Origin of the sequence: Streptomyces sp. NPDC020299, assembly GCF_044387825.1 — a bacterium.
In the GTDB taxonomy this organism is placed as follows: domain Bacteria; phylum Actinomycetota; class Actinomycetes; order Streptomycetales; family Streptomycetaceae; genus Streptomyces.
Genome location: NZ_JBIRWL010000026.1, coordinates 33,153 through 47,293, shown reverse-complemented (window position 1 = coordinate 47,293; position 14,141 = coordinate 33,153). Strand labels below are relative to the sequence as shown.

12 protein-coding genes are annotated in these 14,141 nt (G+C 70.0%); 6 read left to right on the top strand and 6 right to left on the bottom strand.

Annotated elements, in window-relative coordinates:
• Positions 1-12: 12 nt before the first annotated feature.
• Both ACH45E_RS40905 and ACH45E_RS40900 read right to left on the bottom strand, forming a co-directional pair.
• Positions 13-318, bottom strand: coding sequence for a DUF6247 family protein (locus ACH45E_RS40905; protein ID WP_361454215.1), 306 nt, complete (start codon positions 316-318; stop codon positions 13-15).
• An 87-nt stretch (positions 319-405) separates the two neighbouring features.
• A complete protein-coding gene (locus ACH45E_RS40900) occupies positions 406-1,059 on the bottom strand; it encodes a Uma2 family endonuclease (protein WP_361454218.1) in 654 nt (217 codons plus the stop codon).
• A gap of 205 nt (positions 1,060-1,264) precedes the next feature.
• On the opposite strand from ACH45E_RS40900, the gene ACH45E_RS40895 reads away from it, so the two are divergent.
• Positions 1,265-2,029: a GNAT family N-acetyltransferase gene (locus tag ACH45E_RS40895; protein ID WP_361454221.1), complete on the top strand. Its 765-nt coding sequence runs from the start codon at positions 1,265-1,267 to the stop codon at positions 2,027-2,029.
• Positions 2,030-2,152: 123 nt separating this feature from the next.
• Here ACH45E_RS40895 and ACH45E_RS40890 read toward each other — a convergent pair whose 3' ends face one another.
• The gene (locus ACH45E_RS40890; protein WP_361454224.1) at positions 2,153-2,710 is read right to left on the bottom strand and encodes an EF-hand domain-containing protein; all 558 of its coding nucleotides are present in this window, start codon (positions 2,708-2,710) and stop codon (positions 2,153-2,155) included.
• Between the two features lie 271 nt (positions 2,711-2,981).
• Here ACH45E_RS40890 and ACH45E_RS40885 point away from each other — a divergent pair, with 271 nt between their 5' ends.
• Positions 2,982-5,048, top strand: coding sequence for a pectinesterase family protein (locus tag ACH45E_RS40885; RefSeq protein WP_361454227.1), 2,067 nt, complete (start codon positions 2,982-2,984; stop codon positions 5,046-5,048).
• Between the two features lie 113 nt (positions 5,049-5,161).
• Complete coding sequence (locus ACH45E_RS40880; protein ID WP_361454230.1) at positions 5,162-5,416, top strand: hypothetical protein; 255 nt, start codon at positions 5,162-5,164, stop codon at positions 5,414-5,416.
• On the opposite strand, the gene ACH45E_RS40875 is transcribed toward ACH45E_RS40880, so the two are convergent.
• The 3 genes from ACH45E_RS40875 to ACH45E_RS40865 all read right to left on the bottom strand — a co-directional run bounded on the left by ACH45E_RS40875 (position 5,406) and on the right by ACH45E_RS40865 (position 7,608).
• Complete coding sequence (locus ACH45E_RS40875) at positions 5,406-7,193, bottom strand: ABC transporter ATP-binding protein (RefSeq protein ID WP_361454233.1); 1,788 nt, start codon at positions 7,191-7,193, stop codon at positions 5,406-5,408. The genes ACH45E_RS40880 and ACH45E_RS40875 overlap by 11 nt on opposite strands.
• An 83-nt stretch (positions 7,194-7,276) precedes the next feature.
• Positions 7,277-7,399: a hypothetical protein gene (locus ACH45E_RS40870; protein WP_361454236.1), complete on the bottom strand. Its 123-nt coding sequence runs from the start codon at positions 7,397-7,399 to the stop codon at positions 7,277-7,279.
• 86 nt (positions 7,400-7,485) lie between these two features.
• Positions 7,486-7,608, bottom strand: coding sequence for a hypothetical protein (locus ACH45E_RS40865; RefSeq protein ID WP_399042577.1), 123 nt, complete (start codon positions 7,606-7,608; stop codon positions 7,486-7,488).
• A gap of 251 nt (positions 7,609-7,859) precedes the next feature.
• Here ACH45E_RS40865 and ACH45E_RS40860 point away from each other — a divergent pair, with 251 nt between their 5' ends.
• The 3 genes from ACH45E_RS40860 to mshD all read left to right on the top strand — a co-directional run bounded on the left by ACH45E_RS40860 (position 7,860) and on the right by mshD (position 14,132).
• Positions 7,860-8,171, top strand: coding sequence for a trypco2 family protein (locus tag ACH45E_RS40860; protein ID WP_361454239.1), 312 nt, complete (start codon positions 7,860-7,862; stop codon positions 8,169-8,171).
• Between the two features lie 37 nt (positions 8,172-8,208).
• Positions 8,209-13,086, top strand: coding sequence for a trypsin-like peptidase domain-containing protein (locus ACH45E_RS40855; protein WP_361454242.1), 4,878 nt, complete (start codon positions 8,209-8,211; stop codon positions 13,084-13,086).
• Positions 13,087-13,193: 107 nt separating this feature from the next.
• Positions 13,194-14,132 (top strand): mycothiol synthase, encoded by a 939-nt coding sequence (gene mshD, locus ACH45E_RS40850; RefSeq protein WP_361454245.1) that lies wholly within the window; start codon positions 13,194-13,196, stop codon positions 14,130-14,132.
• The last annotated feature ends 9 nt before the right edge of the window (positions 14,133-14,141 follow it).

Below are 14,141 nucleotides of genomic sequence, written 5' to 3'. Positions count from 1 at the left end.
TGAACCCGTCAGTCACTCACCAGGCTCCATTCCCTGCACCCGGTGACGGATCTTCGCCGCTTCTTCGAGGAGAGCCTTCGCTTCAGCGGTGTCGGTGGAGTCTGCGGCCCGAAGTTCCAGGTCGTGCACGTGTTCGTCCAACTCGGGGCCCCGGGCCAGGGCGTACTCGCCCCACCAGAAGGCCACGAACGCGGGCACGGGCCCTACGTCGTAGGCGTCGGCGACCGCCCTCTTCCAATGCTGGTCGAAGTCGGGAAGCAGTTTGGGCACGTGCTGGGCGATGGCCCTGCGCAGCGCCTTCGGGGTCCGCTCGGGCATAGGAGGGACGAACGAATCCGGTTTTGCGACGTGGGCAGCCATGCTCGATGTCCTCCCGCCGGGAGCGCCGACGACTCCGCCGCCCCTTCAGCCGCGCTTCGGTCCGGTGATCGCTTCCCCGATCACGAAACCCTTGGCGGGGCCTTTGGGGATGACAACCTCGGTGCCGTAGGGAACCCGGTGGAACTCACCCCAGTCGGCCTTGTCGGGCTGAGGGTCGGTGAGGAGGGTGACGATGCCGTGGTCGTCGTAGTCATCGATGACGATGTACACGGGGATGCCGGCGCGAGCGTACTCGCGGCGCTTCCTGACGCGGTCCCTTTCCTGGTTGCGCTTGCCGGGTGAGACGACTTCGAGGACCAGACGAACCGCTGCGGCATCGACACCAAGCCCGTCCTCGTCCGCGTACGGTTCCAGATCCTCTGGCGCGACAAGGAGATCGGGAATCCACCCTTTGCGCCGGAAGATGACGTTGGTGTCCTGGTACGCCGCGTACTCGCCTTCTCCCAGATAGCGCACCAGCGCGTTGCGCAGGCGGTTGACGATTTGAGCATGGGACAGGCGACCGGTGGGCGACACCTCGATGGCTCCCTCGATGATCTCAGCGTGGTAGCCCTCGGGGAGTTCCATGGCCTTCCATGCGTGCCACACGACCTCGTCCAGGTCAGGGCCGTTCGCGGAAACGGCCTCGGTCCTGATCTCGGTCATGGTCTCGGGCCTCTCGTGCGCGAGCGCGGTCATGATGGCGTCACCTCCTCAAGTGTGGGCCGGGTGTGCTCGCGGCACAAGCAACGCGATCACCGTAGGTACGGCATGACGACTGACCAGTGGCAATACCTGAGGATCACCCAATCGGACGATGAGTAGAGGCGGGCAGGGGCGAGCCGGACACGGTCCGCCGGGCAATTCGAAGGCGGCCATGCTGACGGCTTCGTAGGCTCCCCCCATGCCGAGCTCAGAACTTCAGCGGATCAACGCCTTCCTGTCCGCCTTCGCTCGCCGCCAGGCCGCACACACCGTCAGCCTCCCCGGCGGGTTCGCCGTATACGACGACGCCTTCGCCCACTCTCACGCGAACAACCAGGTCGTCATCGATACGACCGTCGATCCCGAGGCGCTGCCCGCAATCGCGGAGCAAGCACTGGGCCATTTGCCGCACCGAATGATCTCCGTCCTCGACCATGAGGTCGCAACGGCCTGCGCAGAGCCGCTGATCCGCGCCGGATACACCCACTCCACCTATCTGGTCATGCTGCACACGGGCCCGGCGCCGGCCGGCGGCCTCGCTGCGGACGAGGTGGACCTCGACGCGATACGTACCCCACTCGCCCGGCGATGGCGTGGCCTCCTCCCGGACGTCGACGACGAGGTCGTACGCCACCTCGTCGAACGCCGCGAGGCCCGACGGCGCGGGGCCGACGCCGTTCGCTTCATAGGCGCGCGCACGGAGGAAGGCGAGGTCGCCTCATGGGCCGACCTCTACATGGACCCGGCAACCGGCACGGCCCAGATCGAGGACCTGATCACCTCGGAGTCCCACCTCAAACGCGGCTACGCCGATGCCGTCCTGACCACCGCACTGCGCCTGGCTGTCGATGCGGGCTGCGCCACCCGGTTCCTGACCGCAGACGCGGCGGACTGGCCGCGCCACTGGTACGAGCGGCGCGGCTTCTCCGTCATCGGCTACTCGCACTGCTTCGAACGCGGCTGACGGCGAGACGCCGTAGCTGAGGACTGGCCGTCCGGCTCTACGGGGCGATCGGTGCGGTCGGCATGCCACCGTGACGGCATACCGACCGACCATCGGGTCCCTGCCCCGAACGGGCCGGGACGATCAGACGTGCCCGAAGAAGAGGCTGCCCGGAGCGTTCGGATCGTTCGAGTAGAAGTACTCATGTGCCGCCCGGATGAACTCCTGCCGCGAGATGGAGCCGTCCCCGTCGAGATCGAGCCTGTGGAAGGTCTCGATCGCGTCGGGCTGGGAGACCTTCCAGACCTTCCTCAGGAAGTTCTCGAACTCTTCCTTGCTGATCTCGTTGTCGCCGTCGACATCCATGCAGTCGAAGATCGCGTGGCCGATGCCCTCGACCATGTTGAGCCGACTGGTGTCGATGCTCGCAAGGCGGTTGGCCTCGACGAACTGTTCCTTGGAGAGCCGCTGCTGCTGCCCGTTCGGTCGCGCGTGCCGGATGAGCTCCTGCCAGTACATCTGGTAGAAGGCCTGGATTCCGCCGGCCCGGGGGTCGTTCTTGGCAAGCTTGAAGACGCTGATGTAGCGGTCGACGAGCTGCTGGTAGTCCGACCAGTCCACGTAGCTGTCGTTGTTGGCGTCCATGGTGTCGAAGGCTCGTTCCAGCTTGAGCTGGACGACGTCTGGTGCCGTAGTGGTCATGACTCTGCCCTTTCGGAGGTGACCTGCATGGATGTCGCGTTGCCGTACTCCGGCGACACTCTCTGTTTCGATTCCACTCCGGAGCGTAATCGTCATATCGTCATGTGTCCTGATGAAGAAGCACCTGGTCTTCACGAAGCCTGTCTCAGAGAGCTCGCGCCTGGGTGCGGCCCATCCGCTCACGCGCCCCCTTGCGGGCGGCAACCTTCCCCCGCCCCGCGGCAACTCCAGTTCACCCCCAACCGGGAACGACCCGAACAGGAGCCGCCCCATGGCCACCCCCCACTCGAAGCCGCGCCACCGCAGACGCCGTACCGCTCTCGCCCTCGGCGTCCCCCTCGCGCTGAGCACCGCCGCCGCCGTCATCTACGGAGTAACCGGCACCGAGCAGAAGGCCTCGGCCGCGACCGCCGTCACCCCCGCCTGGGCCACCGCGACCGCCGACGGTTTCGCCTCCGTCAACGCGCTGGGGCAGAACGGCACGTACGGCGGCCGGGACGGCAAGACCGTCACGGTGAAGACGCTCGCGGACCTCGAGAAGTACGCGACCTCCTCCGACCCCTACGTCATCGTCGTCGCGGCGGCGATCAACATGGACCCGGTCGGGAAAGAGATCAAGGTCCAGTCGAACAAGACGATCGTCGGCTCCGGCACCTCCGGCCAGATCGTCGGCGGCGGGTTCTTCCTCGGCCAGGGCGTCCACAACGTGATCATCCGGAACCTCACGATCCGGGACGCGTACCAGGGCACCTGGAACGACAAGGAGCACGACTACGACGGCATCCAGATGGACGGCGCCCACCACGTCTGGATCGACCACAACGACATCCGGCACATGGCCGACGGGCTCATCGACAGCCGCAAGGACACCACCTACCTCACCGTCTCCTGGAACAGGCTCAGCCAGGAGAACAAGGCCTTCGGCATCGGCTGGACCGACAACGTCACCGCGGACATCACGATCCACCACAACTGGATCCGCGAGACGGAACAGCGCAACCCTTCCACGGACAACGTGGCCCACGCCCACCTCTACAACAACTACCTGGAGGACGAGGCCGGCACCACCATCAAGTCCTCCTACGGCGACTACTCGCGCGGCAGGACGAACATGCTGCTGGAGAACTCCTACTTCCAGGGCATGAACAACCCCGTGATCCGGGACAGCACGGCCACCCTGGTCCAGCGCGGCAACGTCTTCTCCGGCACGAGCGGCAGGAACGAGAGCGGGGGCAGCGGCACGGCCTGGGACCCGAAGACGTACTACGGCTACACCCTCGACAAGGCCGCGGACATCCCCGCCCTCCTGAAGTCCGGTGCAGGGCCGCGTACTTCCATCGGAACGACGACGACCGCCGCCACCACCACCAAGGCAGCGGCCGCCACCACCCTCACCGTCGCCCAGGACGGCTCCGGCCAGTACAAGACCGTCCAGGCCGCGGTGAACGCCGTCCCCGCGGGCAACCCCTCCCGCGTGGTGATCAGCGTCAAGCCGGGCACGTACCGCGAGCTGGTCAAGGTGCCGTCCAACAAGCCGCACGTCACCATCCAGGGCGCCGGCGGCAGCCGGAAGGACACGGTGATCGTCTACAACAACGCGGCGGGTACGCAGAAGCCCGACGGTTCGGGTCCGTACGGCACCGGCGGCAGCGCCACCGTCGCCGTCGAGGCCGACGACTTCCAGGCCCGTAACCTCACCATCTCCAACGACTTCGACGAGGCCGCACACCAGGACATCAGCCAGCAGGCCGTCGCCCTGCGCACCGCCGCCGACAAGGTGTTCCTCGACGGCGTGATCGTCAGCGGCGACCAGGACACCCTGCTGGTGGACACGGCCGCCAAGGAGAAGCTCGGCCGGGTCTACATGGCCAACTCCTACGTGATCGGCAACGTCGACTTCATCTTCGGCCGCGCGACCACCGTGATCGACAAGTCCGTCATCACCCTGAAGAAGCGCTACAACGGCACCTCGGCCGGCTTCGTCACCGCCCCGTCGACCGCCGCCGACCGCAAGGGCATCCTGATCGCCAACTCCACGGTGAGCGGGGACGTGTCCGACCGCAGCTTCTACCTCGGCCGCCCCTGGCACGCCGGCGGCGACGCGACCCTCGACCCGCAGACCACGGTCCGCAACACCACCCTGAGCGCCGCGATCAAGACCACCCCGTGGACCGACATGAGCGGCTTCTCCTGGAAGGACGACCGCTTCGCCGAGTACAAGAACACCGGCCCCGGCTCGGGCGCGGCGAGCACCAACCGCCCCCAACTGACCGACGCCCAGGCGGCGAACCAGGAGGTCGCGGACTGGCTGGAGGGCTGGACGCCTACGGCTTCCTGAGCCCCTGAGACCCTGCCCGGCCCACCCTCTTCCCGAACGGGGGTCCGGGAGGGGATAAAGGCGGGGCGGCAGGACGGGGCGGAATCGAGCGGTCGTACCGGGGGCGTGGGCCGTTGCACTGGGCTCTGGCCACCCCGCTGCGGGTCAGGAAGTGGACCTGGCGCGAGATCGACGACCTCCGCGTCGAGACCGACGGCAACGCGCGCGGGTCCGCCCCTCGGCACCGAGCCTGGCTGTACGACTCCGCGGGCCGCCGGATCTCGCTGCCGAACGTCAACGAGCGGTTCGTCGCGGATCTGCGCGCCGAGGTGGAGGTGCTGCGCGGCATCGTCGCCGCTGCTCGGCGCATGCCCCCGGTTACCACCTGAGGATCATCGTCTCGTCCGCCGCCGTCGGCGTCGGCTCCGCGATCGTCTCCGGCAGCGGTGACGCCAGCCGCGCGTACACCCCGCCCCGGGCGACCAGTTCGGTGTGGGTGCCCGTCTCCACCAGCCGGCCGTGGTCCATCACCAGGACGCGGTCGGCGTCCGGGGCCAGGGTCAGGTCGTGGGTGATCATGAGGGTCGTGCGGCCGGACATGAGGCGGCGCAGGGGCTGGACCACCTGGCGGGCGGCCACCGCGTCCAGGCCCGCCGTGGGCTCGTCCAGCACCAGGACGGGGGCGGCGCGCAGCATGGCGCGGGCGATGGCGACGCGCTTGAGCTGGCCGCCGGAGAGGGCGGCGGTGCCGGGGGCGATCTCGGTGTCGTAGCCGTCGGGCAGCGCGGCGATGAAGTCGTGGGCCGCCGCGTCCCTGGCCGCCTGCTCGATCTCGGTGTCGGTGGCGCCGGGGCGGCCGCAGCCGATGTTCTCGCGGATGGTGCCGTGGAGGACGAGGGTCTCCTGGGGGAGGAGGGCGATGTTCTCCCGCAAAAACCCTAGCGTTACGTCCGTGAGCGGGACGCCGTCCAGGCAGATCGCGCCCGTCGAGGGGTCGTAGAAGCGGGTGAGGAGCTTGGAGAGGGTGCTCTTGCCGGCGCCGCTCGCGCCCGTTACTACGACCAGTTCCCCTGGTCCGGCGGTGAAGGTCACGTCGCGCAGGGACGCGCGGCGGGACTCGGGGTAGTGGAAGGACACGCCGTGGAAGCTGACCCAGCCGCGTACCGGCCATGCGGGGACCGGCTCGGCGGGGTCGGTGACGGCCGGTTCGGCGTCCAGGATCTCGGTGATGCGTTCGGCGCCGGCGGTGGCCGCGGTGGCCGTGAGGCCCAGCTGTCCGAGGCCCCGGATCGGGGGGTAGAGGTAGCCGAGGAAGGCGGCGAAGGCGAGGAGCTGGCCGAGGGTCATGCGGCCGGCCGAGATCTCCCACACCCCCAGGCCGATCACCGCGAGCACGCACAGCGTCTCGATGACCTCGACGAACTGCTCGTACATCTCGCTCAGCCGCGCCCCGCGCACGCTGGCCCGCATCCAGGCGCGGGCCTCGGTGTCCAGGCGCTTCTCCTCGTCCCGGCGGCGGTTGTACGCCTGGGTCAGCATGATGTTGCCGAGGGATTCCTCCACCACCGAGGTGATCGCGCCGTCGGCGGTCCGCTCGTCCTGGGAGGTCTGCTTGATGCGGCCGGAGAAGCGGCGGGCGGCGAGGAGGAAGAGGGGGGCGAGGACGAAGGTGGCGAGGGCCAGGTCCCAGCGGAGCCAGAAGGCGGCGCAGGCGTAGAAGACGGCGGAGAAGGCGGCGGAGATCGTGCCGACGACGCCTGACACGACCATCTGTTCGATGGCTTCCACGTCGCCGGTGAGGCGTTCCACCAGGTCGCCCCGGCGGTGCTTCTGGAAGAAGTGCGGTGGCAGGCCCTGGACGTGCCGGAACAGGCCTGCGCGCAGGCGGAGTACGAATCTCTCGGCGGTCCAGGTGGCCAGCGAGTTGCCGAGGTAGCCGACGAGCGCGCCGAGGGCGGCGACGCCGAGCCAGGCGGCGGCCGGCCCCCAGAAGGCGGAAAGCGAGCCGGCCTTCAGGGCGTTGTCGGTGAGGTCGGCGAAGAGCAGGATCGCGGCGGTCTCGGCGAGCGCGGACACCACCACGCAGGCCACGATCGCCGCCAGCCACCTTCGGTCGCCGCGGGTCAGCGGCCAGAAGCGGCGGAAGGCCTCGCGGGCTTCCCTCATGTCGACAACTCCCTTGTACGTGGCCGAGGCGGGGCCACCGGTGCGACCACGCTGTAACCGGTGACCCCGCCTCACGGCATGCCTCAGCCCTGATGTCCCACCGGGCGGCGCTTCGGCGCGGGCGCGGGCTTCTTCGGCGCCGGCTTCTTGGGGGCCGGGGCGGGCTTGTGGTGCTTCTTGACGGGGGCGATCCTGTGGAAGCTCATAGGGATTTCCTTTACGATTCTCAGGTTTATCTGCGTTTATTCGGACTGGCTATTCAGCCTGGTTTGCTCGCCGCTTACAGCGGTGCCTACTTATGCCCCACCGGGCGCTTGAGGTCGGGCTTCTTCGGCTCGCGCTTCCTCGGGGCGGGCTTCGGGGCCGGGGTGCACTTGTGGGCCTTCTTGACCGGGGCGATCTTGCGGAAGCTCATTGGCTTTGCCTTTCGTCATCGTTCGCTTTCGACATGGAAAACATTACGGCACCTCGGCGCACAAGAAAGCCAATTTCGCTTAGACCTCGATGAATTGCGGCTGAGTGAAATTTTCAGCAGCGACTTGGAACCAGCCCGCCACTCACACAGAATTTATTACCGCGCTCACATGGAACTTACCGAGATCATTGCCAGGTTTATTCACGCGCCGCTACCATGACGGCACGTCAGGCCGGATGTGGGGGGAAGCAATGCAGATCGGGCTCGCGGAGGCTCTCAGGGCGCTGCGCAACGAACTGGCGCAGGCCGCGCTGGAGGCAGAGGGCCAGCCGGTGCGGCTGCATGTCGAGACGGTCAACCTGGACCTCCAGGTCGCCGTCGAGGGCAGTGTGGAGGCGGGCGGCGGGGTGAAGTTCTGGGTCCTGTCGGCGAACGGCAAGGCAGCGGCCTCCAAGGCCGTCACCCACACCGTGTCCCTCCAGTTGAAGGCCGAGACGGCTGACGGCAACCGGGTGCTGACCGGTTCCGACCCGGCCAACAGGGTGCCGCTGGCGGACGACTGACCGCCTGCGGGCCGCGGCATACGGGGGCAGAGCACGGATGGTGAGCCGTCTGGACCGCGTCGTGCAGGTCGTCCGCCGGGAACGCGACGGTCACACCTACTTCGAGGCGTCCGGATTCCTGCTGGTGGGCGACCTGGCGATCACCGCCGCCCATGCGGTGCGGGACAAGCCCGCCGGCCTCGAGGTGCGCGGTCCCGGTCGTGGCGCCCGGGCGGTCGTCCAGCGGGTGGTACCGCACCCCGACCGGGACGTGGCACTCCTGGTCCTGGACACGGAGTGCCTGACCGTGCCGCCGATCCGGTTCGCCCTGCTGCCTCAGGAGATGGGGCAGATCGCGGTACACGCGGTCGGCTATCCCTGGTTCACCGAGGAGAAGGGCCGGCCGAGCGGACACCAGATCGACGGAACGATCCAGCTCGGCTCGGACCGCCGGGCCCACCAGCTTCAGCTGTCCGTGCACAGCTCGGATCCGCGGGCACCCCGCCCCGGAGACTCACCGTGGAAGGGCTACTCGGGCGCGGGCATCCTCACCAAGGACGAGGGACTGCTCGCCGGGGTCGCCACCAGCCACCTCCCCGGCCGGGACCGGCGCAACGTCACGGCCACGGACCTCTGCGACCTGCGAGACCCGGACTTCCTGTCTCTTCTCGCCGCGCACCGCGTCGAGGCCGAGCCCGTCCCGATCCGGCGGACCGCCACCGCCGCCGATGCCGTGCACCACTGGCTGGAACCGCCCGTGCGAGCGGTGCTGGACCGGCAGCGCGAGGCCGCGGACGAGCTTCCGTACCGCTTCCACCAGGACCGCCGCACACGCCGGCTGACCACGGTGTACATCCGGCAGGTACTGAGCCGGGGCATCGCGCCGGACGACCCCGCGGACCTGGAGCAGCTGGAAAAGTCCACGGAGGAGCTGAAGGAGCACCCCGCCGTCCGGGAGGGCAGACCCAGGCGCGGCGGCTCCCACCGGCCGGGGCAGACCCCGGCCAGACCCGCGGGTCCCAGCCCGGCGAAGCAGGCCGGCCCGCCTCGCCGCCTCGAGGACGTGCTCGACGAGATGCTCGGGCAGGGCACCGGCGGCCATCTGCTCGTCGAGGCCGGCCCGGGCACCGGGAAATCGACGCTCCTGCACAACTGCGCCCTGCGCTACGGCCGGGAGGCACTGGACTCCGCCGTCGCCGACGGCAGGTTCGTACCGGTGTGGGTCGCCGCGGCCAGGCTCGCCGGCGCCGGACATTCGCTGGAGAGCGCGGTGGCAGCCGAGACCGGGCTCGGCCCGGGGGACGGGACCCTGCCCCGGTTGCCGGAGGGCGTCCGCTGGCTGCTCCTCGTCGACGCCCTGGACGAGGTCCACCACGATCAGCGCGGCCGCGTCATCCGGCGCCTCGCGGACCAGGCCGGACAGGGCACGCGGTCACCGATCCGTATGGTGCTGACCACCCGGCCCGACCCCGAGGCCATCGAGGAACTGGTCGCAGCGGGGTTTCACCATCACCTGCTCGATCCCTTCGACCGCAAGCGCCTGGAGGAGTTCGCCGAGACCTGGTTCAAGGACTCCGGCCACCCGGGGCTCGCCCTGGACTTCCTGCGGCAGATCGACGACGCGGGGCTGAGCGATCCGCTGCGCAACCCGCTGCTGGCCACCGTCACCGCCATCGTCTTCGAGAACGCTCCCGGTGACCGGCTTCCGGACAACCGACGGGGTCTGTATCTGCGGTACCGAGCGCTGCTGCGCGAGGCCCGATCCGGCCAGGTCGAGACCATGTGGCGGAAGCTGGAGCAGCGCGCCTCGGTCACTTCCCGCGGGCGCGACGCCGTGGCCTGCCTGAGGGACGGCGTCGAGACGCTGCTGGCGCACCTCGCACACGCGCAGGTCGTCCGTGGTGAACAGGATCTCCCCGAGGTCGCGCGGCGCTGGTGGGAGGAGACCGCGGCCGACGGGGCGGGGCGCCGCTTCGGAGCGGACGAGCCACTGGCGGGATGGCCCAACGCCGTGACGGACGCACTGCTGGGGACCGGCCTGCTGGTACGCAAGGGACACGATCTGGAGTTCCTGCACACGACGTTCGCCGAACACCTCGTGGCCGAGCGCCTCGTGGAGGAGGAGCTGACGGAGTCGTTCGACATCGCACACCCGCGGTGGCGAGCGGCGATCCTGGCCGCGTCAGGACGTACCGGACACCATCTCGAACACATCTACCGCATGGCCCTGGCCCACTACTGCCATCGGCACCGCGCCGGGGGACGGAAGTTGCTGGACTGGCTGCAAGCGGGCCTGGATCCCCACCAACTGCTCGCCGGGGAACTGCTGGCGGCCCGGTGCCCGGCCGAGGAGATCCACTATCGGCGGCTGCTGGCGTCCGTCGACTCGCTGCGGGTCTCGGCGCCCGAGGGACGGATCTGGGATCTGCTGAGCCGAATCCGGCACGAAAGAGTCCAGGAGTATCTGCATCGCATCGCCCATCAGCCGGATGCCCCCAGCCGGATGGAAGCCGTGGTGGCGCTGATGCCGCATGATTCGGTGGCCGCCGCCCGGATCCTGGTCCAGGTCGCCGACCTGCCGAGCGTGGAACCGCAGGCCCTGCAGCGGGCGGCGGAGGCCCTCGCCGGATCCCGGAATCCGGCGGAGGCCGCGACGGTACTGCGGGCCGTCACGCGGCACCGGCGCGCCTCCGCGACCGAACGGCTGTCGGCGGCACGGGAGCTGGCCGAACTCGGAGAGGAACACGTGGAGTCGGCCGCCCGGGCGTTGCTGGCTCTCGTCGACGAAGCGCCGCCGCCCCCGCTGTCGACCGTCCAGGCCCTGGCGCTCCAGAGCCTGGTCGAGCTGGATGGTGCCCCCGCACGGCAGGCCGAGCGCCGGATCGACCGACTGGCGCGCACCCTGTTGCGCGGCACGTACCAGGAGATCGACCTGGCCAGGCGCATGGCGAGATCGGGTGGGCGGTCCGTGGTGGCCGCGGCCCGGATCCTGCACGCCGTGGTCGAGGCTCCGCTCACCCGTGACTTCTACCGCAGCATGGCGTTGGGGGAGCTCATCGCACTCGGCGGACCCCATGTCGAGGCGGCGGCGCGGTGTATCCGGGCCCTCGTCGACGACACCGGTACCAGCCCGCGCGAGCGACGCGGGTTCGCCCGGATGCTGGAAGAACTCGGCGACGACTACCAGGACCTGGCGGCCGACGCCTACCGAGCCGTCCTCCATCGTGCGGATGCCGGGTTCACCGACCGTCTGAGCGCCACACAGGGACTGCTGCGCCTCGGCGGCGCCTACGCGCAGGAGGCGCAACAGGGCGTGGGGACGCTCCGTTCGAGCCCGCGACGCGTCGGCTCCGTCGGACACGGACTGACCCGCCGCTTCCTGCGTCTGAAGGTCAGATTCGGCGAGGACGACGCCGTGGAGCGTTGGCGACGCTACGTCACCTATCCGCGGTCCCATCCGCTCTACCTGGCCGTCGGAGTGGCCGCGAGGTTGGGCCGCAAGTACCCCGCCGACCCGGTGGCGGCCATCTGTGCGGTGCTGAGCGAGCCGGACGGCCCCACCCGGTACCACCCGGCCGTGGTGGATCCGCTGCGGTCGCTGGGTGGGCCCCTCATGGGGGAGGTCGTCGAGGAGTTGCGCACCAGGCTCACCACCCCGGACACCGGCCGGGCGGCCCGGCTCGGGGCGGCACGGGCCATGCTCGCCCTCGGCGAGCTCCGGCCCCCCGTGGACACCGCGCTGCTGCGGACGCTGGTCACCGACCCGGAAACCGACACCCGCATCAGGGAGAAGGGCGTCGAGGTACTGACCGCCCTGGGCGAGGAGCAGTTGGGCCGCGTCGCGTCGGAGCTGCGCACCCGCCTGACCGACCGCCGTACCTCTGACCGGCGGCACGCCGCGCGGACGCTGCGTGAACTGGGCGAGTCCCACGTCGAGTCGGCCGCCGCGTCGCTGGCGGCCGACGCCACGCGTCCGGAAGCGGACGCCGGAGCCCGGCGCCTGGCGGCAGGGGGACTACTGCTGCTGGACGGACCGCACGTGCCCGTCGACTCAGACCTGCTGTACGACATCGCCGTCCACCGGGAATGCAGCCATACCGAGCGGCTGCACGCCCTGGAGGTGCTGCTCCTGCTGCAACCGCAGAGGGCGGCGGAACTGGCGGGGCTCGTGTACTCCGTCGGCTCGGAGCCCCGCCGCACGGTGTTCGGTGAGGAGGCGGCTCGCCTGCTTCTCCAACTCGGTGAGACGCACCGGCCTACGGCCGTCAGGGCGTTCCAGCAGATGGTCCGTTCCAAGTACTACCTCGTCGGCGATGTGGCGCGGACCATCGGACTCCTCGGTGAGCCCTACGTCGGGGTCATCGCCCGATCCGTGGCCCGCAGGCGGTTCCTCCGACGGCCCGACGCCGGCGAGCGACTCACGGTGGGCGGGTTCCTGCTCGGGCTGGGACGGGAGTACCGGAGTTCCGCCGTCACGGTCCTGCTCGGTGTCATCCGCGGGCGGAAATCCCGCTCGTACGAGCGGACAGATGCCGCGGAAAGACTGGCGGCCCTGGGCGGCGAGCACGTCGACACCGCTGTCAAGGCGCTGAGAGAGGCCGGCAGACGGACGCGCTGGGACCATCGCATGCCACGCACGGACATGGCCGAGTTCCTGATCGAGCGGGGCGGAGAGTACCGGTCCGAGGCGGCCGAGCACCTCGTCGAGATCATCCTCCGCCAGGACGCCGAAGAGCTGGGCCTGGCGGCCGCACTGCTGGCGGGTCTCGGCGAGAAGTTCCGGGCGCGTGCCGTCTCGGCGCTGCAGCAGGTACTGCGCGAGGACCCACCCGAGTGGCGGTTCCAGCAGCGTGGGGCACGGTGGTACGCCCGCAGGGCGCTGGCGGCCTTGCAGGCTGCCGGCGCCGAAGCCCCCGCCACGAAGGCGTCCGCCTGAGGGCGGGCCCGGCACGGCCCGGGGTCGACGCGCGGTGTCCCTTTGCCGTTTTCTTTGCCGTTCCACCTTTCGGCGACGGACCGGCGCCTCCCCGTACCCTCATACGCATGACCAGCGACGACCCCGTACGGCCCGCCCGCACCCGTTCCATCGAGACCTACTCCGCGCTCTCCCCGGACCAGGCCGAGGCCGTGCTCGGGCTGCTCGTGGAGGCCGCCCGCGTCGACGGGCAGCAGCCGGTGTCCGAGCAGGGGCGGCTGCAACTCTCGGGCGGCGCCCGCGAGGGCGTATCGCATCTGCTGCTGCTCGTCGGCGACGAACTCGTCGGGTACGCCCAGCTGGAGGACACCGACCCGGTGGAGGCGCCGGCCGCCGAACTCGTCGTCCACCCGGCGTACCGCGGGCACGGGCACGGCCGGGCGCTGGGCTCGGCCCTGCTGGCGGCCTCGGGCAAGCGGCTGCGGGTGTGGGCGCACGGCGGGCACTCCGCGGCCCGGCATCTCGCCCAGGTGCTCGGGCTGACCCTGTTCCGCGAACTGCGGCAGATGCGGCGGCCGTTGGCCGATCTGGACCTGCCCGATCCGGTGCTGCCCGAGGGTGTGACGGTACGCGCCTTCGTGCCCGGCGCCGACGACGCGGCCTGGCTGGCGGTCAACGCCGCCGCCTTCGCGCACCACCCCGAGCAGGGCTCCCTGACCCAGCGCGACCTCGACGACCGCAAGGCCCAGCCGTGGTTCGACCCGGCCGGCTTCTTCCTGGCCGAGCGGGCGGGCGAGCGGGCGGGTGAGGTCGTCGGCTTCCACTGGACGAAGGTCCACGCGGCCGAGCAGCTCGGCGAGGTGTATGTCCTCGGCGTGGCCCCCGGCAGGCAGGGCGGCGGCCTGGGCAAGGCGCTCACCACGGTGGGCCTGCGGCATCTGGCGGCCCAGGGGCTGCCGACGGCGATGCTGTACGTCGACGCGGACAACAAGGCGGCGGTGTCGGTGTACGAGCGGCTGGGGTTCACGACGTACGAGACGGACCTGATGTACCGCACCGAAACCTGATGTACCTCT